Raw genomic sequence first — 23,262 nt, forward strand, 5'->3', positions numbered from 1 at the left:
ACTAGCGGCGCACCGGGGGTCCCCCGCCACCGCCGGACACGGACGGGGCGGTGGCGGGGAACGGCCGGTCAGCGCTGCAGGTCCAGGTCCTCCTCCCGGAACTCGGTGCCGCAGCCGTCCGGGGCGGCGCCCGTCTGGGCGCGCTCGACCTCGGCCTTGCGCAGCTCCACGCGGCGGATCTTGCCCGAGATGGTCTTCGGCAGCTCGAGGAACTCGATGCGGCGGATGCGCTTGTACGGGGGCAGCTGGGTGAGCGTGAACTGCAGGATCGCCCGGGCGGTCTCCGCGGTGGGCTCATGGCCCGGGGCGAGGGTGACGAAGGCCTTCGGCACGGCCAGTCGCAGCTCGTCCGGGGTGGGGACGATCGCGCCCTCCATCACGGCCGGGTGCTTGACCAGCACCGACTCCAGCTCGAACGGGGACACCTTGTAGTCCGAGGACTTGAAGACGTCGTCCGCGCGGCCCACATAGGTCAGCACGCCGTTCTCGTCGCGGCGGGCGATGTCACCGGTGTGGAACACGCCGTCGCGGAACACCTCGTCCGTCTTCTCCTGGTTGCCGTAGTAGGACTTCAGCAGGCCCACCGGACGCGGGTCCAGGCGCAGGCAGATCTCGCCCTCCTCGGCCTCCTGGCCCGTGAGCGGGTCGAGCAGGGTGACGTCCATGCCGGGCAGCGGGCGGCCCATGGAGCCGATGACGACCTTCTGGCCCGGGGTGTTGGCGATCTGCAGGGTGGTCTCGGTCATCCCGAAGCCGTCGCGGATCGTGGTGCCCCACGCCTTGTGCACCTGGTCGATCACCTCGGCGTTGAGCGGCTCGCCCGCGGAGATGGTCTTGGTCGGCGGGGTCGTCAGCTGCGCCAGGTCCGCCTTGATGAGCATGCGCCACACGGTGGGCGGGGCGCAGAAGCTCGTGACGCCGTAGCGCTCCATGTTGGCCATCAGGGCCGCGGGGTCGAACTTGCGGGCGTTGTGCACGAAGATCGTGGCCTCCGCGATCCACGGGGCGAAGAAGTTGGACCACGCGTGCTTGGCCCAGCCCGGGGAGGCCACGTTGAGGTGCACGTCGCCCGGCTCCAGACCGATCCAGTAGAGCGTCGTGAGGTGGCCGACCGGGTACGAGGTGTGGGTGTGCTCCACGAGCTTCGGCTTCGAGGTGGTGCCCGAGGTGAAGTAGAAGAGCAGCGTCTCGTCGGCGGGGGTCGGCTCGGCCGGGGTCAGCTCGGTGGCGGCGTCGTCGGCGTCGTCGTAGGAGAGCACGGTGTGGCCGGCGACCTCGGGGGCGCGGCGCGCCGGGCCCTCCGCGAAGACGCCCGGCACGTGCACCAGGTGCAGGTCCTCGCCGACGCCGGCGAACTTGGCCAGGTCCTCGGCGCCGGCCACGGCCCACGCGGCGCCGGCGCGCGTCACGCGGTCCTCGAGGTCCCCGGAGGTCATCTGCGTGGTGGTGGGCACCATGACCACCCGCAGCTTGATGCAGGCGAGCATGAACTCCCACAGCTCCACCTGGTTGTTCAGCATCAGGATGAGGCGGTCGCCGCGGCGCAGGCCCTGCGCGGAGAGCCAGTTCGCCACCCGGCTGGAGGCCGCGGAGAGCTCGGCGAAGGTGCGTTCGGTGCTGCGCCCGTCGTCCTCGGCGATGATCAGCGCCGGCACGTCCGCGCGGGCCGGGTCCTGGGCCAGGCGGTCGAACCAGTCGAAGCCGAAGTTGAAGTGCTCGAAGCGGGGCCACTCGAACTCGGCGCGGGCGCGCTCATAGTCGGTCTGGCACTCGACCAGCAGGTCGCGGGCCGCGCGGAACACCTCCGTCGGTGACGGGGCGGCGACGGCGGTGGGGTCCTGGACGGTCATGGGTCCCTCCTCGGGATGGCTGCTGAACGGATCCTTGGCCGGGGGCCTGTGATCTGGAACACTACTGGCAGACCTGGATAGTTGGAAGTCCTACAGTCGGATTCGCGGCGAAACCGCCCGCCGTCGTCGGACCGCCCCCGAAGGAGAGCCATGACCGCCCTCGCCGACCGCCCCCTCCCCGCCACCGGCGCGCCCGCCGTCCCCCCCGGCCTGCCCCACGTGGACCTGCTGCGCCTGCGGGACCGCCTCGAACCGGTCGAGCGTGCCCGGCTCGACGCGATCGAGGACCACCTGCAGACCCGCGTGCGGCCACACCTGACCCGCTACTGGGACGCCGAGGAGTTCGCGTTCGACCTGCTGCCGGGCCTGGCCGAGCTGGGTCTGGGGCGCCTCGTCCTGGACGGCTCGTCCTCGCTGTTCCAGCAGCTCGTGCACGCGGAGATCGCCCGTGTGGACCTGTCCCTGTCCGCCCTCGTGGGCATCCACAACGAGCTCAACCTCGGCATGATCGCCGGCCTGGGCTCAGAGCGTCAGAAGGCCACGTGGCAGGGGCGCCTCGAATCCTTCGACGCCCTGGGCGCGTTCTGCCTCACCGAGCCGGACCACGGCTCGGACATCGCCGGAGGCCTCGCCACCACCGCCACCCGCGACGGCGACGAGTGGGTCATCCGCGGCGCCAAGCGCTGGATCGGGGCCGGCACGATCGCCGACGTAGCGCTCGTCTGGGCGCGCGACACCGCCGACGGCGAGATCAAGGGCTTCGTGGTGCCCACCGAAACCCCCGGCTACGAGGCCACCAAAATCAGCGGGAAGATGGGCCTGCGGATCATGCAGAACGCGGACATCACCCTGGACGTGCGCCTGCCCACGGACGCGATCCTGCCCGGCGCCACCACCTTCGCCGCCACCCGCGCCCTGCTGCGCGACTCGCGCATGTGGGTCGGCTGGCAGGGCGTCGGCGCGCAGATGGGCGTGCTGGACGTGCTGCGCTCCTACGCGCTGCGGCGGGAGCAGTTCGGCCGCCCACTGGCCGCGTTCCAGCTCATCCAGGCCCAGATCGCCGAGGTCGCCGGCAACCTGGCCGCCTCCGCCGGGATGATGCTCCAGGTGGACACCCTGCGGCAGGAGGGGCGGATGGAGATGATGCACGCGGCGATGGCCAAGGCCACCTCGACCCGGCTGGCCCGGTCCTCGGCGGCGCTCGCCCGCGACGCCCTTGGCGGCAACGGCCTGCTCACGGAGCACGAGATCGCCAAGATCATGGGGGACGTGGAGGCCATCTACTCCTACGAGGGCTCCTACGGCATGAACACCCTGATCGTGGGGCGTGCCCTCACGGGCGTCTCGGCCTTCGTGTGAGCCACGCGTCCTGCAGGTCCTGGATCAGCGGGCGGTGGGCGATGAGCAGCAGCACGCCGGCCACCGGGATGACCACCTCGAAGCCCAGCCAGAGGTAGCCGGCCGCGCCCGCCACCCCGCCCAGGAAGAACAGGGCCACGAGCAGCGCCAGCAGTCCCACGCGCCGCGGTTCCCCGACGACGGGGGCCGCGGCCCCGGGGCCGTTGCGGTACAGGATCTTGCCGAGCTCGACGCCGATGTCCGTGACCATGCCCGTCACGTGCGTCGTGCGGATCGGCCACGCCCCGATGCGGGTGATCAAGGCGTTCTGCAGGCCCATGGTGAAGCACAGCACGGCCACCACGACCAGCGGCCGGTGCGCATCGCGGACGTGCTCGGCGAGCAGGCCGAACACCAGCATGCCGACGCCCTCGAGCAGGAGGATGTTGGCGTACCGCGACCGGAGGCCGTTGACCCGGCCCCAGTTGAACACCAGCGCGCAGACGACCGCGCCCAGGATGAACATGGCCAGCGCGAGCAGGCCCGTGCCGACCAGACCCGGGGCGTGGAGGACCGCCGCGTCCGCCATGGACGCCACGATCCCCGTCATGTGGGACGTGTACGTGGCCACGGCGACGAAGCCCACGGAGTTGAGGATCCCCGCGATCGCGGTCAGCACCAGCGCCAGGTGGGTGTTGCGGCGCACGGTGCGCTCGGGGGCGCACAGGTTGAGCACCCCGCCACCCTACGACCGGACGCCGCCGTCGGCGCCGACGCGGGAGGCGCCGTCGTCGACGCCTCCCGTCACCGTGCCCGGGCTCAGTAGCTGGAGTAGCCGTCCTCCGACAGGGTGTGCTTCTCGTCGCCGGTGATGGCGGGGTTGAACACCGAGATCAGGTGCATGTCCTCGGTGCCGCCGCGCAGGTCGTGCGGCTCGTGGTCCGGCAGGACGTAGATGACACCCGGCGTGATCTCGTGGACGGTGCCGTCCGGCTCCACCACGGAGCCGTTGCCCGCGATGCAGTAACAGGCCTCCTGGTGGTTGCGGTACTGGAGCTTCGAGGACGATCCGGCGCGCACGATCGTGTGGGCGACGGCGAAACCCATCTCGTCCTTCGCGGTGATGAGGCGTTCGGAGGTGCCTCCGCCCCACTCGACCTTCTCGACGTCGTTCCGGCTGCGGGTGTACATGGCGTTCCTTTCGGCGAGCTCTGTGGGTCGGGCAAGGGGCCGTAGCCCTGGCTCCATCGTAGGATGCCCGTCTCAGACTGTGAGGGGCAACACGTGAGGGCTCATATGGGATGAAATAGTCCAGGTCCACTATGATGTGTATCACACCTGGTATACGCTTCATCTTGACCCATGCGGCCCGGAGATGGAGGAGACGCGATGGCAACGCAGGCGAGGGATGGCCGGTTCTCCAATGAGGTGTTGCCCCAAGACGAGAGGCCTAGTCGTTTCGGTCCGGGGCTAATCATCGCCGCGTCCTTCATCGGGCCGGGGACCATCACAACCTCCATCGTTACCGGTGCCGAGCAGGGATTCGTCCTGGCCTGGGCTGTCGTCTTCTCAATTTTGGCCACCATCGTCTTGCAGGAGATGTCGGGACGGCTGGGCCTCGCGACCCGCATGAGTCTGGGACACGCTCTGCGCGAGGTGTTCTCCTCGGTGCCGGCACGACTTGTCATGGCGATCCTCGTCGTCGCGGCGATCGGCATCGGAGGGGCGTCCTACGCCGGCGGTGACACAGTCGGCACCGCCCTCGCCTTGACTAGTGTGACCGGACTCAGCCAGCCCGTGGTCGTCATCGGGATCGTCCTCACGATCGGCGTTCTGCTCTGGACGGGCAGCTACAAACTGATCGAGCGGGTGCTGACCGTCATGGTCGGGTTATTGGGGCTGCTGTTCATCGTCACAGCTGTCCTAGTTCAGCCTCCGATCGGCGACCTCTTGATGGGCATGTTCATTCCCCGGCTACCACCAGGCACGGCGTTGCTGGCGGTCGCACTGATCGGGACCACCGTGGTCCCTTACAACCTCTTCCTGCACGCGAGTTTGGTGCAGGAGAAATGGGGGCCGGGTCTGGATTCGCGGGAATCTCTCCGAGCGGCGAGGACGGACACGGCGGTGTCGATCTCCGTCGGAGGTGTAATCACTCTGGCCGTGATGGCGACGGCGTTCGGCGGGATGTACGTCAAGGGCATGCAGGCCGAGACCGGTCGGGACCTCGCGTCCGCCCTGGAGCCCCTCCTCGGGGACGCGGCTGGCTGGGTCTTCGCGGCGGGCATGTTCGCGGCCGGGTTCACGTCCGCCGTAGCCGGCCCGCTCGGCGCGGCGTACGCGATTGCCGGTACACTGGGCCAGGACACCGATCTGCGCAGCGTCCCTGCTCGCATCGTGTGGGGCGCAGTCCTTGCGATCGGCGCCGTCATTGCCCTGACGGGCACGAATCCCACGGAGGTCATCGTCATCGCACAGGCGGCGAACGGGCTTCTCTTGCCCATCGTGGCCGTATTCCTGATGGTCGTGATGAACAGTCGTCGGCTGATGGGTTCGCATCGGAACGGCCCACTGGCCAACGCCCTGGGAGGGCTTGTCTGTCTTGTCGTCATCGGGCTCGCGGTTTACCAGCTGGGCGGGCTTGCCGGGCTGTGGGATTGAGGCCCGGCGATGAGGCGCGCCGCCGAATGACGTCCCTTACCGACTGTCGTGAGCCGACGGCATGCGACTGAGCCATTCCTCCCGTCACCCGTTTCCTGAACGAAAGCGCTTCGACACGCCGCCGTTTCATCAACGAAAGCCTTCGACACGCCCCGTCCGGCCCCTCCCGGCGGCCCTGTGACGCGGCGTACACGTGTGGGATACTGGCGGCACGCCGCATGCCCCGCGCGGGAGAGCGTCGGCGCGCGTCCTGCCCCGGCCGGCCGCGTGAGCAGGCCGCCGAAGGAGCAAACCCTCCCCGGGAATCTCTCAGGCATCCGTACCGCGTGGGGTCAGGCGCTCTGGAAAGCGTCTCACTCCGCCGCGCCCGCGTCCGGACCGAGACCACCGACGGTGCAAGCCGCCCACCCGGGCGTCGGAAACTCTCAGGTCCATGACAGAGCGGGGAGGAGCAGAGCCACGCCGTGACCACGGCAGGATCCCCCCGGAGGTACCCCGTGACCAGCCCCCAGACCACCGAGAGCACGACCGCGCTGCCCCACGAGCGCGTCGAGCCCAAGGACACCGCCTCGGCCCCCTTCGTGGCCCGCCACATCGGCCCGCGCCCCGCGGACGTCGAGCACATGCTGCAGACCCTGGGCTACGACTCGCTCGAGGCCCTCGTGGACACCGCCGTCCCCGCCGGCATCCGCCAGCCGAAGCCCCTCGAGCTGCCCGCCCCGCTGACCGAGTCCGCGGTCCTGGAGCAGCTGCGCGAGATCGCCGGCCGCAACGTCATGAAGACCCAGATGATCGGGCAGGGCTTCTCGGACACCGTCACCCCGGGCGTCATCCTCCGCAAGGTGCTGGAGAACCCGGCCTGGTACACGGCCTACACGCCGTACCAGCCGGAGATCTCCCAGGGCCGCCTCGAAGCCCTCCTGAACTACCAGACGATGGTCCAGGACCTCACCGGCCTGGACATCGCCAACGCCTCTCTGCTGGACGAGGCCTCCGCCGCCGCCGAGGCCGTGCTCCTCATGCACCGCGCCAACCGTCGCAGGACCGACGGCGTCACCCTCCTCGACGCGGACCTCTTCCCGCAGACCCTCTCCGTGGTGCGCCTGCGTGCCGAGGCCGTGGGCATCGACGTGCGCGTGGCCGACCTCTCCGCAGGCATCCCGGAGGACGTCCGCGCCGAGGTCGAGGAGAAGGGCCTGTGCGGCGTCGTGCTGCAGCAGCCCGGCGACTCCGGCCGCATCCACGACCACGCCGCCGTCATCGCGCAGGCCAAGGAGGCCGGCGCCCTCGTGACCGTCGCGGCGGACATCCTCTCCCTCGCCCTGATCACCCCGCCCGGGGAACAGGGCGCGGACATCGCCGTCGGCTCCACGCAGCGCTTCGGCGTGCCCCTGTTCTTCGGCGGCCCCCACGCCGCCTACATGGCCGTGAAGGAGGGCCTGCAGCGCAGCATGCCGGGCCGCCTCGTGGGCGTCTCCCACGACGACGCCGGCAAGCCCGCCTACCGCCTCGCCCTCCAGACGCGCGAACAGCACATCCGGCGCGAGAAGGCCACCTCCAACATCTGCACCGCCCAGGCGCTGCTCGCGATCGTCGCCTCGATGTACGCCGTCTACCACGGCCCCCAGGGCATCGCCCGCATCGCCCGCCACGCCCACGCCCAGGCCGTCCGCCTGGCGGAGGCGCTGCGGGCCGGTGGCGTCGAGGTCGCCGAGGAGCACTTCTTCGACACGATCACCGTCCGCGTGCCCGGCCGGGCCGAGCAGGTCCTGCAGGCCGCCGAGGAGAACGGCGTGAACCTGCGCCTGGTGGACGCGGACACCCTGCGGATCGCAGCCGATGAGACCACCGTCGACGCCGACCTCGTGGCCGTCCTGACGGCGTTCGGCCTGGACGCGGGCTCCCTGCCGGCCTCTGCGCACGAGGGCGCCGTGGCCACCCCGGCCGTGCCGGAGTCGCTGCGCCGCTCCTCCGCGTTCATGATGCACCCGGTGTTCAACACCCACCACTCGGAGACGAAGATGCTGCGCTACCTGCGCCGCCTCTCCGGCTACGACCTGGCGCTGGACCGCACCATGATCCCGCTGGGCTCGTGCACCATGAAGCTCAATGCCACCGCGGAGATGGAGGCCATCTCCTGGCCCGAGTTCTGCTCCATCCACCCGTTCGCGCCCGACCACCAGACCGAGGGCTGGCGGTTCCTGATCGCGGATCTGGAGGCCAAGCTCGCCGAGATCACCGGCTACGCGGGCGTCTCGGTGGCCCCGAACGCCGGCTCGCAGGGCGAGTTCGCGGGCCTGTGGGCCATCCGCCAGTACCACCTGGCCCGCGGTGAGGGTGAGCGGGACATCTGCCTGATCCCGGCCTCCGCCCACGGCACCAACGCGGCCTCGGCCGTGCTGGCGGGGCTGAAGGTCGTCGTCGTCGCCACCGCCGACGACGGCACGATCGACGCCGCCGACCTGGACGCCAAGATCGCGGCGAACGAGGGCCGCATCGCGGCCATCATGATCACCTACCCCTCCACGCACGGCGTGTACGACGCCGACGTCAAGGAGGTCTGCGCCACGGTGCACGCCGCGGGCGGCCAGGTGTACATCGACGGCGCCAACCTCAACGCGCTCGTGGGCCTGGCCCAGCCGGGCGAGTTCGGCGGAGACGTCTCCCACCTGAACCTGCACAAGACGTTCTGCATCCCGCACGGCGGCGGGGGCCCGGGCGTGGGCCCCGTGGCGGTGGGCGAGCACCTCGTGCCGTACCTGCCCTCCCGCGAGGCCCTGATGACCGCGGCCCCGCACGGCTCGGCCGGCGTGCTGCCCATCTCCTGGGCCTACATCCACCTGATGGGCGCCGAGGGCCTGCGCTCCGCCACCGCGCACGCGCTGCTGGGCGCCAACTACATCTCCCGCCGCCTCGCGCCCCTCTACCCGACGCTGTACACGGGCAACGACGGCCTCGTGGCGCACGAGTGCATCCTCGACCTGCGCGAGCTCACGGCCCGCACGGGCGTGACCGCCGAGGACGTGTGCAAGCGCCTCATCGACTACGGGTTCCACGCCCCCACCCTGGCGTTCCCCGTGGCCGGCACGCTCATGGTGGAGCCCACCGAGTCCGAGGACCTCGAGGAGATCGAGCGGTTCATCGAGGCGATGGAGGCCATCCACGCCGAGATCACCGCCGTCACCCCGGAGACCGTGGCGGACTCCGTCCTGCGTCGCGCCCCGCACACCCTCAACGTCCTGATGGCCGACGAGTGGGATCGCCCCTACTCGCGCGCCCAGGCGGGCACGCCGGTGCCGAGCCTGCGTCTGGACAAGTACCTGCCGCCGGTGGGCCGCATCGACGGCGCCTACGGCGATCGCAACCTCGTGTGCTCGTGCCCGCCGCCCGAGGCGTTCGAGGGCGCCGTGGCCGACACCGCCGACGAGGACTGAGAGGATCACCCCCATGAGCGATTCGACGCGCAACTCCCCGCTGCACCCGGTCCACGAGGCCGCGGGCGCCACGTTCACGGACTTCGGCGGCTGGAACATGCCCCTGAAGTACGGCTCCGAGCTGGCCGAGCACAAGGCCGTCCGCACCTCCGCAGGCCTGTTCGACCTCTCCCACATGGGCGAGATCCGGGTCACCGGCCCGGAGGCCGGGGCCATGCTGGACCACGCCCTCTCGAGCGTGCTCTCCACGTTGAAGCCCGGCCGCGCCAAGTACGCCCTGTGCCTGACGGACGCCGGCACCATCCTGGACGACACGATCGTCTACCGGATGGACGACGGCGAGGCCGGCTCCGAGCCCGACTACCTGGTGGTGCCCAACGCTGGCAACATCGCCGCGGTCCACACCGCCCTGAACCAGCGGGCGTCGGGCTGGGACGCCGTCGTCGAGGACGAGTCCTCGACCACCGCCCTCGTGGCCGTGCAGGGCCCGCAGGCCGAGAGGATCCTCGCCCGGGCCATGCCGGAGGCCGCGGCGCAGCTGGCCGAGCTGAAGTACTACGGCCACCTGACCCTGACCGTGCCCACGGACGCCGGTGACGTCATCGCCGTCGTCGCCCGCACCGGCTACACCGGTGAGGACGGCTTCGAGCTGTTCCTGCCCGCCGCCTCCACCGCCGAGGCCGGCGACCGCGGCTCCGCCGTGTGGAACACGATGCTCTCGGCCGCGGACGAGGCGGGCGTGGAGCTGACGCTGTGCGGGCTCGCCTCGCGGGACTCGCTGCGCCTCGAGGCGGGCATGCCGCTCTACGGCAACGAGCTGGACACCGGGCACCAGCCGCACGCCTCTGGCGTCGGCTTCGCGGTGCCCGCGAGCAAGGAGGCCGACTTCGTCGGACGATCCGCGCTGGTCGGCAGGGACGACGTCGAGGAGGTCCTCGTGGGGCTGCAGGGCGCGGGTCGGCGTGCCGCCCGGCACGGTTACGCCGTGCTGGACGAGTCCGGCGAGCGGGTGGGCGAGGTGACCTCGGGCGCCCCCAGCCCGACCCTCGGACACCCCATCGCCCTGGCCCGTGTCCGCCGCGACGTGGCCGCCGAGGGCACGTCCCTGCAGGTGGACCTGCGCGGCCGCGGCGAGCCGTTCACCGTGGTGGCCACGCCGTTCTACCGCCGGGAGCGCTGAGCCCGACGCAGCCGTCCCTCGGCCCGCCGCTCGGCGGTCCCGGGGCCCTTCGCTAGACTCGGGCTCCGGGCCGTCGTCGCGGCCCCCCGTCCCGCCGTCCACCTGCAGGAAGTCCGCATGACTCACGTCGCCGCCCGTGCCCGGGTCCCCCTGAAGGGGCTGCTGGTCTTCCTCGCCGTCGCCGCCGTCCTGCTCCTGCTGGGCATCGTCACCGTCCTCCGCGGCGTGGCCGCCGACGCCGCCCGCGTGGACATCGTCACCGTGCTGGACGGCAACACCGTGGTGGTGAACCAAGGCGGCACCGAGCGGACCGTGGTCCTCGCCGGCGTCACGAGCGCGGGCCGCAACCCCGAGGGCCTCAAGGTCGGCCCCAACCTCTGCATGGGGGAGGAGTCCTACGCCTGGCTGCGTGATCGGCTCCCGCAGGGGGCGACCGCGAGCATGACCACCTCGGACGAGGGCGCGCCCGAGGGGATGGAGAGCGCGGTCATCTCGATCGGCGGCGGCACCGTCAACGTGGCCATGGCGGAGGCCGGCATGGCCGCCCCCACGGAGGTCGCCGTCGGCAAGCGCCTGGCGGAGGAGATCGCCCAGGCCAATCAGGAGGCCGTGGGTCGCGGCGTGGGGCTCTACGACATCGAGGAGCCCTGCACGTACCAGAACCGGCTCTACGAGGCCCAGTTTGCCCTGGAGCAGATCCCGGAGGACGCGGAGGCGTCCCTGACGAAGATCGACGAGCGAGCGGTGGAGTACGCGGCCGGCCTGGACCAGGTGCGCCTGGTGCAGCAGGAGATCCGGGCCCTCGACCCGGAGAACGGCACGTTCGCCGACCTCGCCTACGGGCCGGCCAAGGAGTCGCTCCTGGCCGAGGCGGACCCGGTGGTGGAGCACGGGATGCAAGTCCTGAAGGACCTCAACACGCGGCGCAACGAGATCGCGGCCCGCGGCTGACCCCGCCGCGCTCAGTCCAGGGCGAGGGTGACGAGCCCGAGCTGGGCCGCCCGGATGATCAGCTGGACGCGGTCGCGGACCTCCAGCTTGGCCATGATCCGCGTGAGGTTGGCCTTGACCGTGGACTCGGAGACGAAGAGGTTCGCGGCGATCTCCGGGTTCGACTGACCCCTGGCCAGCAGCCGCAGCACGCCCAGCTCCCGCTCGGTGAGGTCGGAGCCGTCGGGGCTGCCGGGCTGCACCGAGGTGGGGCCCACCGTCGGCCGGTCCCGCTCGATCGAGGCGAGCAGCTTGGTCGCCACGGCGGGGGAGAGCACGGACTCGCCGCGATGGACGGCCTGGATGGCGCCCAGGATGGCCGGCGGCTCCGCGTCCTTGAGGAGGTAGCCGCCCGCTCCGGCGCGCAGGGCCGGCACGAGGTAGTCCTCGGACGTGAACGTGGTGATCGCCAGGACCCGGATCTCGGGGTGGGCCTCCTTGATCCGGCGCGTGGCCTCCACCCCGTCCATCAGGGGCATCTGCATGTCCATCAGGACCACGTCCGGCTCGACGGCGGCGCACGCCTCCACGGCCTCGGCGCCGTTGGCGACCACGCCCACGCAGGTCATGCCGGGGGCGGAGGCGACGAGCACGCGGAGCGCGCCGCTCATGAGCGGCTGGTCGTCGGCGATGAGGATGCGCAGCTCTTCGGACACGCACGTCAGCGTAACCGGTGCTGTGGCGCATGCCACCCGGAGGGTGCCGGGGCAAGGCGGGGGTGGCCGCTGGCCGTCATCTGCGCCATGCCGCAGCGCGGCCTGTGCGCGGCGTGCACCAGTTGTGACGGGTGTCATACATACTGGGGGTATGAAGACTCGCGCTCTCCTCGCTTCCGCTCTCCTCCTCGCCTCCGCCCTCTTCGGGGCTCCGGCCGCCGCCGCCTCGGCCGCCCCGGCCGAGGACGACGTCGTCACGCCCCTGGGCCTCTCCAAGGGCACTGCGGAGTGGACCTGTCGCCACTTCGGCATCTGGTGCGACTGACCCCGGGTCGGTCCGCCCCTGATGCCTGATTCGAGCCCATCGATCCCCTCCGTCCGGAGCGGCGCGCCCTCCCGGGCGCGCCGCTCCTCGTCGTGGCGCCAGGCGCGCAGCCTGCGGTGGCGCGCGTTCTGGGCCGCGGCGCCGCTGAGCCGCGTCTACCTCGCCTTCGGGTCGGCGTTCCTGCTCGCCTCGACCGCGTCCGACATCGGTCTGTTCGGCCCGGGCCACGGCGCCATCCCGGTCCTGGACGGGATCGCCATCGCGTCGGCGACCAGCGCCTTCCTCGCCCAGTGGTGGCGCAGCACGGTGGGCTTCGCCCTGCTCCTGCCCGGGGCCGTCGCGACCGTCGTCGGCGGTTCCGAGGTGCTCTTCGCCGTCGTCGCGCCCGTGGTCCTCGGGGCCGTCGCGGCGACCGCCCGTTCCTGGGGGTTCGTCGTCACGGCCGCCGTCCTGGCGCTGACCTGGGGCGTCGCCCAGCCGTTCGCGGTGGGTCAGGCGAACGCGACGTGGTTCATCCTGCTGCTCATGTCCATGGGCCTCGGCGGCGGGCTCTTCATCCGCGAGAGCCTGACCCGGCGGGAGCGGGATCGCCGCCGGGTGTTCGAGGCGGAGGAACGGGCCCGGCTGGCTGCCGAGGCCGAGCGTCGCTCCCTGGCCCGCGACCTGCACGACGTGGTCGCGCACAACCTCACGATCATCTCGATGCAGGCCCGGACGGCACGCTACCTCGGCCCCCCGGAGGCGGCTCAGAGCGTGCTGGACGTGGTGGGGGACTCCGCGAAGGACGCGCTGCGGGACCTGCGGCGCATGCTCTCCGTCCTCCAGGAGGACGGGATCGTGGACCCGAGCGGTGAGCCGGGCGCCGCGGGGGGCGCGGACGGCGCGACGTCCGCGGATCCGGTCCTGTCCGTGGCCCGCCTGGCCGAGGAGCTGCGCAGTCTCGGAATGACGGTGGAGACGGACGTCCGCTGCGACCAGAACGCGATGCCGATCTCCGTGCGGTCCACCCTGCACCGGGTGCTCCAGGAGGCCACCACGAACGTCGCCAAGCACGCCGGCGAGGGCGCGCGCGTGCGCATCGAACTCCGCGACGCGGGGTCGGACGTGGTGCTCGCGGTGGAGAACACCGTCGCCGAGCGGTCCGGCCCGCCGCAGTGGAACTCCTCCGGTGTGGGCCTGAACTCCATGCGGGATCGCGTGGCCACCTTCGGCGGCGCGATCGAGGCCGGGCCGGGGGGCTGGGGGTGGCGGGTGCGCGCGGTGCTCCCCCGGTCCGTCTGACTGAGGCCGGCGCCGGCACCGTCATGGACCACGTCCATGTGAGCTGCCTCACATCATCGCCCGAAAGTCTGCACCATCCGCCACTGTCGGGGGCGCCGTCGTCCCTCCTAGAGTGGGTCATGCCCCATTGAGACGGTGCACAGTGCGAATCACGAGCCGGGATACATGCCTGAGGGGATGCGGGCCCCGGACGCGGTTCCGAGAAGGACGATGGCCATCCGGCCATCGTCCTTTTCGTTGTCGGGCGTGCTCAGGCCGGCTCGGCGGGCGACGGCTCCGGGGTGACCGTGCGGACGAGGGGACGGGCCGCCGTCCGGCCCAGGGCCATGAGCACGGCGGCCGGGAAGCCGATCACCGGGATGAGCATCGGCAGGATGCCCGCAGCGCCCTGCGTGAGCACCACCAGGCCGTAGAGCATGCCGATCAGCGCGTATGCCAGCACGTGGACCCACTGGTTGAGCACGTGCCGGAACGCCCAGTTCACGAGCAGGCACAGCGGCAGCCCCACCACCAGCCCGGCGACCCCGACCACCGTCAGCAGCGGTGTCAGGCTGCCGAAGGCCTGCAGGCCCGGGACCACGGCCAGGATCGCCACCACGGCGGCCATCACGAGGTTGGGCAGCAGCCAGGCCACGAGGAACCCGTTCAGTCCCATGCGCAGCTGCGGGCGGGGGCCGGAACGGGCCGCGCGGCGACGGGCACGGGCGGCGGACGCGACCGGGGCGGGGGTGGTCATGGCGGGAACTCTCCGGGAGGGGGATCGACGACGTCGGGCGGGTCCCCACTGTAGTGGGCCGGGCTGGACGGGCCCCGGGAGAGTTCCCGGTCAGGCGCGCCGGTCGCCGTCCACGTGGAAGGCCAGGTCCTCGACGCCGGGGAAGGACTCGATCTCCTGGAACGCGTCCCAGGCGTCGCTGTCCGCCTCGGCGTCCGCGGGCAGGGTCACCGTCAGGGCGCCGATCTCCCCGTCGATCACCTGCAGGCGCAGCTCGAGCTCGTGTCCTCCGGCGGATCCGGAGGCGAAGCGGCCGCGGACGGGCCAGACGCAGTCGTTCGGCACCGCGCGCCGGACGTCGTCGTCGGTCTGGACGACGAGCGGCACCCAGTCCGGGACCTCGCCGGCTTCACGGATGGCCTCGGCCACCGATGCGACGGTGCGCGCGTGCGGCAGCTGGGAGCGCAGCGCCTCAGCCCCGGGCAGGTCCCGGCCCTCGGCCAGCGCCGGGTCGAGCAGGGTCTCGAGCAGCACGCGCACCTCGACCGGCAGCTCGGCGGTGGCCTCCGGCTCGACCTCGTCGACCGGGTCCTCGTCCAGGCCGGCGGGTCCGGTGACGGCGAGTTCGACGGCGTCGCGGCGGGTCCGGCGGGCGTCCTCGTTGGCCAGCAGCATCGCCAGGGAGGCCGCTGCGGCCAGCGCGACGCGCGGGGCGGGGACGCCGACCCGCTGGAGCCCGCGCACCAGGGCACCGTCGATCCGGTCGTTCAGGCCGGTGGCACGCAGCGTGACCGCCGCGACCGCGCCGCCGACGGCCAGCCCGCCGAGCCCGCGCAGGGCACGCGCGGCGGGGGAGGGGGCCACCTCGCCGTCGGCGATCGCGGCGGTGTGGAGGGCGTTGGCGGTCTCGGCCGCGAGGACCGTGCCGCTGACGGCGGCCTCGAGCTCTGCGAGGGCCCGACGCTCGCGCCCTCGGCGGGCGTGCGGATCCAGCAGGGTGAGCCCGCCGACCGCGGCCGCCGCCGCCAGCCCGTAGAGCCGGCCGCCCGGGGCGAGGGCGCGCTGGCGCAGCGCGGGGAAGACGGCCTCGACGCCGTCGACGGGAACGGACGACGCCGAGTGGTGGACCTCGCCGGGGGCGGAAGGGGCGGGGGAGGGGAGCTTCATGCCCCCAGTGTGGCGCACCGCCCGGCTCAGGACGAGTCAGCGGCCCACGTGCGCGCTCAAGCGGAGCGCAGGCCGCCCTGCCACAGGGCGGCGAACGGCGTGCGGCCCTCCACCGCCTGCGCGATGCCGGCTCGCACGAACTCCTTGGCGCGGCGCGCGGCCTCGAGCGTGGTGGCACCCTTGGCCAACTCGGCGGTGACGGCGGCGGCGAGCGAGCAGCCCGCACCAGAGACGCCGGACTGGCCGATCTTCGGGGCGGAGAGCACCTCCACGGTGTCCCCGTCCACGAACACGTCCACGGCGTCCGGGCCGGGCAGGTGCATCCCGCCCTTGGCCAGGACGGCCGCGCCGGAGATCTCGTGGATGCGCCGAGCGGCCGCCGTCAGGTCCTCGACCGAGCGCACGGTCATGCCGGAGAGCTGCTCCGTCTCGAAGTGGTTCGGGGTGGTGAAGGTGGCCAGCGGCAGCAGCTCGGCCTTGAGCGCCTGGTCCGTGTCCAGGGCGTGGCCCGGCTCCTGGCCCTTGCAGATGAGCACGGGGTCCAGGACCACGTGGTCCCACTCGGCGCGGCGCAGGGCCGCGGCCGAGGTGCGGATGACCTCCGGGGAGCCCTGCATGCCCAGCTTCACGGTGCGCAGCCGCTCCGGGTAGTCGCCCTGGATGGCGTCGAGCTGCTGCTGGAGGATCTCGGTGGGCACGGGGAAGAAGCGGTGGTTCCAGTCGTCCTCCGGGTCGAAGGAGACGATGCAGGTCAGCGCCACGATGCCGAAGACGCCGAGTTCCTGGAACGTCTTGAGGTCGGCCTGGGCGCCGGCGCCGCCGGTGGCCTCGGACCCGGCGATGGTCAGGGCGAGCGCGGGGGCGGAGGCGGAGTGCTGGGGGGAGTGAGCGGTCTGGGGCATGCGCCCATGGTAGGACCGACCCCGGACGGGAAGCGCCCGACGGCCGGCGGTGTTCACCGGGGAACGAGGGTCCTCGGACCCGGAGCGTCCGCCCGGGCGCCCCGAGCGACCCGCGAAGGACGGGGACGGACGTGCTCGAGTTCCTCACCGGCACGGGCCTGGCCACCTCGGCCGGGCTCAACGCCTACATCCCCCTGCTCGCCCTGGGTCTGCTGGACCGGTTCACGGGGCTCGTCGACCTGCCCGCGGGGTGGACGTGGCTCTCCGCCGACGCCTCCCTCTGGATCCTCGGCGCCCTGCTCGCGCTCGAGCTCGTCGCGGACAAGATCCCCGGGGTGGACGCGGTCAACGACGTCGTCCAGACGGTCGTGGGAGCCGACACGGTCACGGTGGGGGCCGCCGCGCCCGTGCTCTCGGCGGCCGAGGACGTCTCGGCGGCCGGCCTCGTCGCGGCCGCGCTGTTCCTGCCGGTGCTGGTCGCCGTGCTGGTGGTCGCCGTCGTCGTGGGCCTGTGGCTGCTGGCCCGGCGGTTCCGCGCGCGGCGGACGCGAGGCCGTGCCGCGGCCGTGCCGGGTGGACCAGAATGGACGGCATGATCCTCATCAACCTGAAGTTCACCGTCCAGCCCGAGCGTGCCGACGAGTGGATGGACGCCGTCGCGAAGTACACCGCGGACGTGCGCTCCGAGCCCGGCAACCTGTTCTTCGAGTGGTACCGCCCGGTGGAAGGCGGCCCGAACGAGTACTTCCTGCTCGAGGGGTTCACGGACGAGGGTGCGCAGGCCCACGTCGCGTCCCCGCACTTCCAGGAGGGCCTGGACGCGATGCGCCCGCTGCTGGCGAGCACGCCCCAGATCATCTCCGAGCAGGTCGGTGCGGAGGGCTTCGGCCCGATGGGCGAGCTGCAGATCGACTGAGCCCGCCCCCGGCCGGAGGAGGCGACGGCGCCCGCGTCACGAGCGTGACGCAGGGCGCCGTCCCTGTATCCGGGGTCACACCCTGGCTACGGTGAGCGCATGAGCGCCGAGCAGAACAGCATCCAGACCCCCGGCTACCGCGCCGCCCACGTCCCCGCCGGCCAGGATCTCGGTCACCGCTGGTCCACCCGCGAGGCCGATCACGACGATCCGGCGGACCGCCGCGCCGTCCGCCAGATCGCCGAACTCGCCTTCGCGTCCACGGCCGAGGCCGACCTCGTCGAGGAGCTCGCCGGCGGCGCGGAGGGCTGGCTGCCCCAGTACTCCCTCGTGGCCATGACGGCCGCGATCCCCGGCACGGACCTGCAGTCGGACCCGATGGGCTACGGCACCCTGGTCCGGGCCCACATCGACGACGCCGAAGTGCTCGCCCTCGCCCCTCACGGCGTCCTGCCCGAGCATCAGGGCGAGGGCGCCGGCACCGCGCTCGTCAACGCCCTGCTGCAGAAGGCGCAGGCCGACGGCGAGGAGGTCGTGGTGGTCTACGGCTGGCCCGAGTACTACGCGAAGTTCGGCTTCCACCGGGCCTCCGAGCACGGCGTGCACGCGGCCTTCGCCCGGCAGCCCGAGGCGCTGCAGGTCCTCACGCTCCAGGACGGGGCCGAGGTGCCGGCCGGCGAGTTCCGCTACCCGCCCGCGTTCGGGGCGGAGAACGCGCAGGTCGCCGGCCGCTGAGGGCGGGGCGTCAGCCCAGGAGTCGGCGCACGGCGGCGAGCGTTCGTTCGGCCTCGGCCGGCTCGGCCGTGAGCCGCGCGATGACCTCCGCGAGGTCCGCGCGCAGGCCGGCCTCGGCGTCGTCGGCCGGGGCGTGGAGCCACGCCCGCAGGGCGCGGTTGTGGACGGCCACCACGGCCGCCGCCAGCCCGACGGCGACCCCGCCGCGCGCGGGCGTGTCCGGCAGGGCCGTGGCGAGCCAGCCGGAGAACAGCTCCGTGTAGCGGTGCGAGGTGAGCAGCTCGCGCGTGCGCAGCGACTGGGAGCCGCGCAGCAGGCGGGAGCGCGCCCGGGCCCGGTCCGGATCGGCGGTGTGATGCCGGAAGACCTGGAGGACCGCCTCCTCCAGGGCCTCCCGCACGCCGAGGGAGGTGCCGCGCAGGAAGTCGTCCAGGCGGGCGAGCAGCGCCGCGTGGTCGGCGAAGACCACCTCCTCCTTCCCGCCGAGGTGGCGGAAGAAGCTGGCCCGGCTCATGCCGGCCTGGCGGGCGAGCTGGTCGGCCGTGACGGCGTCGTAGCCCTCGCGGTCCAGCAGGTGGATCAGGGCGGTGAGGGTGTCCTCGGCGGGCGTCGTCATGCGGGCCATGGTGCCACGGGCGCGGAGAGGAGGTGAGACTGCGTCTGATTCTGTGAGATGGCGTGTCAGTCGGTGTAGGGTGATGACGGACACACCCATCTCTCCGACCCCGCCCGGGAGGCCACCATGACCGAGACCCTGCCCACCGTCGAGCCCGAGTACGACGTCGCCACGCCGCTGGACACCGACTTCTACCTCGCGCTCGCGGACGTCTCCGACGCCGAGAAGGACGTGTGGCGTCGGGCCCGCGCCTTCGCGCTCGAGCCGGACGTGCTGCCCCGGATCCGGGAGGCGTGGGACCGTCACGAGTACCCGCTCGACCTCGTGGCCCGCCTGGGCCAGGCCGACCTGCTGCGCGACGGCGTCCCCGTGGACGGGCTGCCCGAGATCTCCCGCGTGGCCGCGGGCCTGGCCATGATGGAGCTCTCGCGCCTGGACGGCTCGATCGCCACGATGACGGGCGTGCAGGGCGGTCTGGCCATGCGCTCGATCCAGCTGTGCGGCAGCGAGGAGCAGCGCGCCGAGCACCTGCCGGCCATGGCGCGCGGCGAGCTCTACGGCGCCTTCGCGCTCACGGAGCCGACCCACGGCTCCGACTCGGTCTCGCTGGAGACCCGCGCCGAGCGCGTCGACGGCGGCTGGCGGCTGCACGGGCACAAGAAGTGGATCGGCAACGGGGCCGCCGGCGGGGTGACCGTGGTGTGGGCGCGCAGCGCCGAGGACGAGAAGGTCCGCGGGTTCATCGTGCGCCAGGAGTCCGAGGGCTACACGGCCGAGGTCATCAAGGGCAAGGTCGCGCTGCGGGCCATCGACCAGGCCCACATCACCCTCGACGGCGTGTTCGTGCCCGACGCCGACGTCCTGCCCGAGGCCCGCTCCTTCAAGGACACCTCCCGCGTCCTCTTCGCCACGCGCGTGGGGGTCGCGTGGTCCGCCCTCGGGAAGGCCGTGGGCTGCTACGAGGCGGCGGTGCACTACGCGGGGCAGCGCGTCCAGTTCGGCCGACCGCTGGCCGCCGCCCAGAGCGTGCAGACCCGCCTGGCCGAGATGCTCTCCCAGCTCACCCAGGTGCAGCTGCTCGTGCTGCGTGCGACCCGGCTCGAGGACGAGGGACGGCTCACCGGGCCGATGGCGTCCATGGCCAAGTACTCGGCGACGCGCGCCGCGCGGTCCATCGCCGCGAACGCGCGCGACCTGCTCGGTGGCAACGGCATCCTCATCCAGAACGAGGTGGCCCGCCACTTCGCGGACATCGAGGCGATCCACACCTACGAGGGCACCGAGACCGTGCAGGGGCTGATCATCGGCCGCGAGATCACGGGGGTCGGCGCGTTCGTGTGAGATGACGCGAGCGGGGGCGGCGGCGTGAGCCAGAGATTTCTGCTGGTGCGCACGCCCCCCTGCCGCCGATTCGTCTGGCTCGGCGGCCGATTCGTCTGGCTCACGCAGGCAGAGGGAGCCGCAGGTGGGCGGCGAGGTCGCGCAGCAGGGCGTCGAGACCGCGCCGAGTGAAGACGCTGGCGGTCACGCGCAGCACGATCCACCCCTCGGCCTGCATCCGGCGGTCGCGCTCGATGTCACGGCGCCACTGCCGCGGGTCCGTCCGGTGATGATCGCCCTCGTACTGCACGCAGACGTGGGCCTCGCGCCACACCAGGTCCGGCCGGACGGTGGACCCGTCGCTCAGCATCAGCAGCGGATTCACCTCCGGCTCCGGCACACCCGCGTCGGCCAGCGCCAGTCGCAGGAGCGTCTCGGCCCGCGAATCCGCGCCGTCCCTGAGCAGCGGCAGGGCCGCCCGCAGGGTCCGCGTCCCTCGCCGCCCACGCACCCGGAGCACCTCCGCCTCCAGATCACGCACGGTGCACCGTGGATGGTCGCCGGGACGACGTCGGCCCGCCGGGCCGTCAGCCCGTTGCAGCAGGCTGTCCCCGGCGGCGACGACGTCGGCCAACGGCAGACCCAGCTGCGCCAGCGCCGCCCAGGTGGCGGCCGGCGTCGTGATCCGCACCCGGGCACGCACCAGCACGGGGTCCTGCGGGTGCAGCTCATGCCCGACGACGCCGCTGCGGCGCGGCGCCCCGCCCTCGGCCCGCGTGCGCCCCAGATGGATGGGGCCGCGCTCCCACTGCCGCGGCAGCCACATCCCCCAGAGGCGAGCGGCGGTGGCGTGGGTGGCCGCGGTGCCGGGGTTCGTCCGCTGGAGGGCGCGGACGACGTCGGCCAGTGAGGGCTGACCCCCGGCGAGGTGCCGCAGCCCGTGGTGCGGGGCGTCGAACCGGGGGCCGCGCAGCTGCGAGGCCGTCAGACCGGCCTGCAGCCCCGCGGCGACCGGGAAGACGGGGCCGAGGGCGTCGTCGTGCGGAGGAGGGGCGACCATGCCGCCACCCTCTCCTTCCATGGGCGGACACGGTGCCGCGACCGCGAGGGCCGTGGAGGGTGAGCTGCGCCCGCGGCCCTGTGCAGGAGCCGCCGAATCGTCTGGCTCACGTCCCCCACGCGTCCGAGCGGCGCTGAGCCAGACGAATCGGTCGCGAAGGGCCGCTCTGGACAGCAGAAACGTCTGGCTCGCGCCGTCGCAGCGTGCTGGCTCGCGCCCGTCGCAGCGTGCTGGCGTGTGCCGGCGCACCCAGCACCCCTCAGCCCTTCGGGGCGTAGTACCGGCCGAGGGTCTCAGCCTTGAGCTCCGCGAACGTCCCGTCCTGCATGGCCGCGCGGATCCGGTCCACGAGCGAGACCGTGAACCGCTCGTTGTGGATGGAGAGGAGCGTGTGCGCCACCATCTCCTTCGCCTTGAACAGGTGCCGCAGGTACGCGCGCGAGTAGTGGGCGCACGTGTAGCAGTCGCACTCGGGGTCCAGCGGCCCGAAGTCGCGGCGGTACTTCGCCCCGGGCAGGTTGTAGCGCCCGTCGCGGGTGTAGAACGCGCCGGTGCGGGCCACACGGGTGGGGGAGACGCAGTCGAAGGTGTCGGCGCCGTTCTCGACGGCGGTGAACAGGTCATCGGGCTCGGAGATGCCGAGCAGGTGGCGCGGCTTGTCCTCGGGCAGCTCCTGCGCGCACCAGCCCACGATGGTCCCGAGGTTCTCCTTCTCCAGGGCCCCGCCGACGCCGTAGCCGTCGAAGCCGGACGTCACGCCGTCGAGCTCCCCCGCGGCCGGGAACTCGGCCCGCATCGCCGCGAGGTCGCGGCAGGCCTTGCGGCGCAGGTCCTCGTACTGGGCGCCCTGGATCACGCCGAACAGCGCTTGGTACGGCCGCGAAGCACGGACCCCGGTGAGGCGGGCGTGCTCGTCGAGGCAGCGCTGGGCCCAGCGGCGGGTGCGCTCGAGCGCCTCCTCCTGGTAGCCGCGGGAGTTGTGCAGGGTGGTCAGCTCGTCGAACGCGAACATGATGTCCGCGCCGAGGTTGTGCTGGATGCCCACGGACACCTCCGGTGTGAACCGGTGCCGGTCCCCGGTGAGGTGGGACTTGAACCAGACGCCGTCGTCGTCGACGTTGGCCAGGCGCTCCTTGCCGGGGGCGACGGCGTCGTCGGCGCCCTGCCCCTCGGGCGCGCCCGGGCCCTTCATGTCGATGACCTTCTTGAAGCCCGAGCCGAGGCTCATCACCTGGAAGCCGCCCGAGTCCGTGAAGGTCGGCCCGGGCCAGTTCATGAACGCGCCGAGGCCGCCGGCCTCGTCCAGGAGGTCGTCACCGGGCTGCAGGTACAGGTGATACGCGTTGGCCAGCAGCGCCTGCGCGCCGAGCTCCGCCATGGACTCGGGCAGCACCGCCTTCACCGAGGCCTGCGTCGCGACGGGGATGAACGCCGGCGTCTGGATCCGCCCGTGCGGCGTGGTGATCACGCCGGTACGCCCGAGCGGGGCGCCGTCCGCGCCGCCGGTCTCCAGCCGGTGCGTCACCTCGAAGCCGAACTGCGAGGGATGCGCGGGGGCCTGCTGGGATGGGGGCGAGGGCGACTCGGGGGAGGGCATAGGTTCAGGGTAGTCATGGAGACGGACGGGCACTGTCCCTGGAGTGGTGGGAGGGGTACGATAGTCAACACGGGACGCGCCGTAAGGCGTCTTCCGTCCAACCGAGCCCCCGCCTCAGTGCGGGGGCTTCGTGTGTCTTTGGGTCAGGGCCGCCATACGTACGAATGCTCGAGTACCGAATCGAGTGAGGCACCGATGTTCTTCATGCGACGCGCCGCCTCCCGGTGATCCTCCTGGATGTGGCGCCTCCGCTGCTCGAAGTAGGTGAGCATATCCACGGCCTGCAGCAAGCGACTGCGGTTGGACGGGCCGAAGTACATCGTGTCCAACAGGTGGTGAAGTTTTCCATCGCTCAGCCCTTGCACGGCTCTCGAACGCATCCGGTGGTACGCGTGTAAGCGGCCATGAAAAGCTGCCCATAGGTGGCCAGGGAATGACCCGCTGACGGCCATGAGGACTGCCCAGTGATGGCCACGGGAACTGCCCGGTGCTGGCCATCTGGTTTGCCCGCGTTGCTCG

21 protein-coding genes and 1 riboswitch are annotated in these 23,262 nt (G+C 72.2%); of the genes, 11 read left to right on the forward strand and 10 right to left on the reverse strand.

Annotated elements, in window-relative coordinates:
- Positions 1-68 precede the first annotated feature (68 nt).
- Complete coding sequence (locus O3T09_RS11305) at positions 69-1,850, reverse strand: AMP-binding protein (protein ID WP_144819939.1); 1,782 nt, start codon at positions 1,848-1,850, stop codon at positions 69-71.
- Between the two features lie 150 nt (positions 1,851-2,000).
- Between O3T09_RS11305 and O3T09_RS11310 the strand changes: the two genes are divergently transcribed.
- Positions 2,001-3,209 (forward strand): acyl-CoA dehydrogenase family protein, encoded by a 1,209-nt coding sequence (locus O3T09_RS11310; protein ID WP_144918927.1) that lies wholly within the window; start codon positions 2,001-2,003, stop codon positions 3,207-3,209.
- Here O3T09_RS11310 and O3T09_RS11315 read toward each other — a convergent pair.
- Both O3T09_RS11315 and O3T09_RS11320 read right to left on the reverse strand, forming a co-directional pair.
- Positions 3,184-3,924 carry a YoaK family protein gene (locus tag O3T09_RS11315; protein ID WP_122054965.1) on the reverse strand — a complete coding sequence of 247 codons (741 nt, stop codon included), beginning with the start codon at positions 3,922-3,924 and terminating at the stop codon, positions 3,184-3,186. The genes O3T09_RS11310 and O3T09_RS11315 overlap by 26 nt on opposite strands.
- An 83-nt stretch (positions 3,925-4,007) precedes the next feature.
- On the reverse strand, positions 4,008-4,379 hold the full coding sequence (locus O3T09_RS11320; protein WP_020624813.1) for an ectoine synthase: 372 nt from the start codon (positions 4,377-4,379) through the stop codon (positions 4,008-4,010).
- Between the two features lie 198 nt (positions 4,380-4,577).
- Here O3T09_RS11320 and O3T09_RS11325 point away from each other — a divergent pair, with 198 nt between their 5' ends.
- From O3T09_RS11325 to O3T09_RS11340, 4 genes are all read left to right on the forward strand, one after another.
- Positions 4,578-5,849 carry an Nramp family divalent metal transporter gene (locus O3T09_RS11325; protein WP_095695290.1) on the forward strand — a complete coding sequence of 424 codons (1,272 nt, stop codon included), beginning with the start codon at positions 4,578-4,580 and terminating at the stop codon, positions 5,847-5,849.
- 218 nt (positions 5,850-6,067) lie between these two features.
- Positions 6,068-6,184, forward strand: a riboswitch (glycine riboswitch).
- Positions 6,185-6,346: 162 nt separating this feature from the next.
- Positions 6,347-9,283, forward strand: coding sequence for an aminomethyl-transferring glycine dehydrogenase (gcvP, locus tag O3T09_RS11330; RefSeq protein WP_002856690.1), 2,937 nt, complete (start codon positions 6,347-6,349; stop codon positions 9,281-9,283).
- A gap of 13 nt (positions 9,284-9,296) precedes the next feature.
- Positions 9,297-10,463 (forward strand): glycine cleavage system aminomethyltransferase GcvT, encoded by a 1,167-nt coding sequence (gene gcvT / locus O3T09_RS11335; RefSeq protein WP_044659070.1) that lies wholly within the window; start codon positions 9,297-9,299, stop codon positions 10,461-10,463.
- A gap of 117 nt (positions 10,464-10,580) precedes the next feature.
- On the forward strand, positions 10,581-11,414 hold the full coding sequence (locus O3T09_RS11340) for a thermonuclease family protein (RefSeq protein ID WP_002856692.1): 834 nt from the start codon (positions 10,581-10,583) through the stop codon (positions 11,412-11,414).
- A gap of 11 nt (positions 11,415-11,425) precedes the next feature.
- Here the strand turns inward: O3T09_RS11340 and O3T09_RS11345 are convergent, their stop codons facing one another.
- The gene (locus tag O3T09_RS11345; RefSeq protein WP_036316114.1) at positions 11,426-12,109 is read right to left on the reverse strand and encodes a response regulator; all 684 of its coding nucleotides are present in this window, start codon (positions 12,107-12,109) and stop codon (positions 11,426-11,428) included.
- A 151-nt stretch (positions 12,110-12,260) separates the two neighbouring features.
- Here O3T09_RS11345 and O3T09_RS11350 point away from each other — a divergent pair, with 151 nt between their 5' ends.
- Positions 12,261-12,434: a hypothetical protein gene (locus O3T09_RS11350; RefSeq protein WP_162833776.1), complete on the forward strand. Its 174-nt coding sequence runs from the start codon at positions 12,261-12,263 to the stop codon at positions 12,432-12,434.
- 21 nt (positions 12,435-12,455) lie between these two features.
- Positions 12,456-13,715: a sensor histidine kinase gene (locus O3T09_RS11355; protein WP_269295554.1), complete on the forward strand. Its 1,260-nt coding sequence runs from the start codon at positions 12,456-12,458 to the stop codon at positions 13,713-13,715.
- 250 nt (positions 13,716-13,965) lie between these two features.
- On the opposite strand, the gene O3T09_RS11360 is transcribed toward O3T09_RS11355, so the two are convergent.
- The 3 genes from O3T09_RS11360 to O3T09_RS11370 all read right to left on the reverse strand — a co-directional run bounded on the left by O3T09_RS11360 (position 13,966) and on the right by O3T09_RS11370 (position 16,499).
- Positions 13,966-14,451, reverse strand: a complete 486-nt coding sequence (locus O3T09_RS11360) for a hypothetical protein (RefSeq protein ID WP_020624818.1) — start codon at positions 14,449-14,451, stop codon at positions 13,966-13,968.
- Positions 14,452-14,541: 90 nt separating this feature from the next.
- Positions 14,542-15,597, reverse strand: coding sequence for a hypothetical protein (locus O3T09_RS11365; RefSeq protein ID WP_020624819.1), 1,056 nt, complete (start codon positions 15,595-15,597; stop codon positions 14,542-14,544).
- 56 nt (positions 15,598-15,653) lie between these two features.
- On the reverse strand, positions 15,654-16,499 hold the full coding sequence (locus O3T09_RS11370; protein WP_020624820.1) for a hydroxymethylpyrimidine/phosphomethylpyrimidine kinase: 846 nt from the start codon (positions 16,497-16,499) through the stop codon (positions 15,654-15,656).
- Positions 16,500-16,630: 131 nt separating this feature from the next.
- On the opposite strand from O3T09_RS11370, the gene O3T09_RS11375 reads away from it, so the two are divergent.
- The 3 genes from O3T09_RS11375 to O3T09_RS11385 all read left to right on the forward strand — a co-directional run bounded on the left by O3T09_RS11375 (position 16,631) and on the right by O3T09_RS11385 (position 18,150).
- Complete coding sequence (locus O3T09_RS11375) at positions 16,631-17,095, forward strand: DUF4126 domain-containing protein (protein WP_044659066.1); 465 nt, start codon at positions 16,631-16,633, stop codon at positions 17,093-17,095.
- Positions 17,092-17,415 (forward strand): putative quinol monooxygenase, encoded by a 324-nt coding sequence (locus tag O3T09_RS11380; RefSeq protein ID WP_010079505.1) that lies wholly within the window; start codon positions 17,092-17,094, stop codon positions 17,413-17,415. The genes O3T09_RS11375 and O3T09_RS11380 overlap by 4 nt, the downstream gene beginning before the upstream one ends.
- A 99-nt stretch (positions 17,416-17,514) precedes the next feature.
- A complete protein-coding gene (locus O3T09_RS11385; RefSeq protein WP_044659065.1) occupies positions 17,515-18,150 on the forward strand; it encodes a GNAT family N-acetyltransferase in 636 nt (211 codons plus the stop codon).
- Positions 18,151-18,160: 10 nt separating this feature from the next.
- Here the strand turns inward: O3T09_RS11385 and O3T09_RS11390 are convergent, their stop codons facing one another.
- A complete protein-coding gene (locus tag O3T09_RS11390) occupies positions 18,161-18,766 on the reverse strand; it encodes a TetR/AcrR family transcriptional regulator (RefSeq protein ID WP_036384906.1) in 606 nt (201 codons plus the stop codon).
- Between the two features lie 126 nt (positions 18,767-18,892).
- On the opposite strand from O3T09_RS11390, the gene O3T09_RS11395 reads away from it, so the two are divergent.
- Positions 18,893-20,107 (forward strand): acyl-CoA dehydrogenase family protein, encoded by a 1,215-nt coding sequence (locus O3T09_RS11395; RefSeq protein ID WP_020624825.1) that lies wholly within the window; start codon positions 18,893-18,895, stop codon positions 20,105-20,107.
- A gap of 100 nt (positions 20,108-20,207) precedes the next feature.
- Here O3T09_RS11395 and O3T09_RS11400 read toward each other — a convergent pair whose 3' ends face one another.
- Positions 20,208-21,146: an endonuclease domain-containing protein gene (locus O3T09_RS11400; protein WP_269295555.1), complete on the reverse strand. Its 939-nt coding sequence runs from the start codon at positions 21,144-21,146 to the stop codon at positions 20,208-20,210.
- 259 nt (positions 21,147-21,405) lie between these two features.
- Entirely contained in the window at positions 21,406-22,743 is a 1,338-nt protein-coding gene (tgt, locus tag O3T09_RS11405) for a tRNA guanosine(34) transglycosylase Tgt (RefSeq protein WP_020624827.1), read from the reverse strand.
- Positions 22,744-23,262: the final 519 nt, after the last annotated feature.

Source organism: Micrococcus sp. H39-S4 (assembly GCF_027158145.1).
GTDB classification, from domain to species: domain Bacteria; phylum Actinomycetota; class Actinomycetes; order Actinomycetales; family Micrococcaceae; genus Micrococcus; species Micrococcus luteus.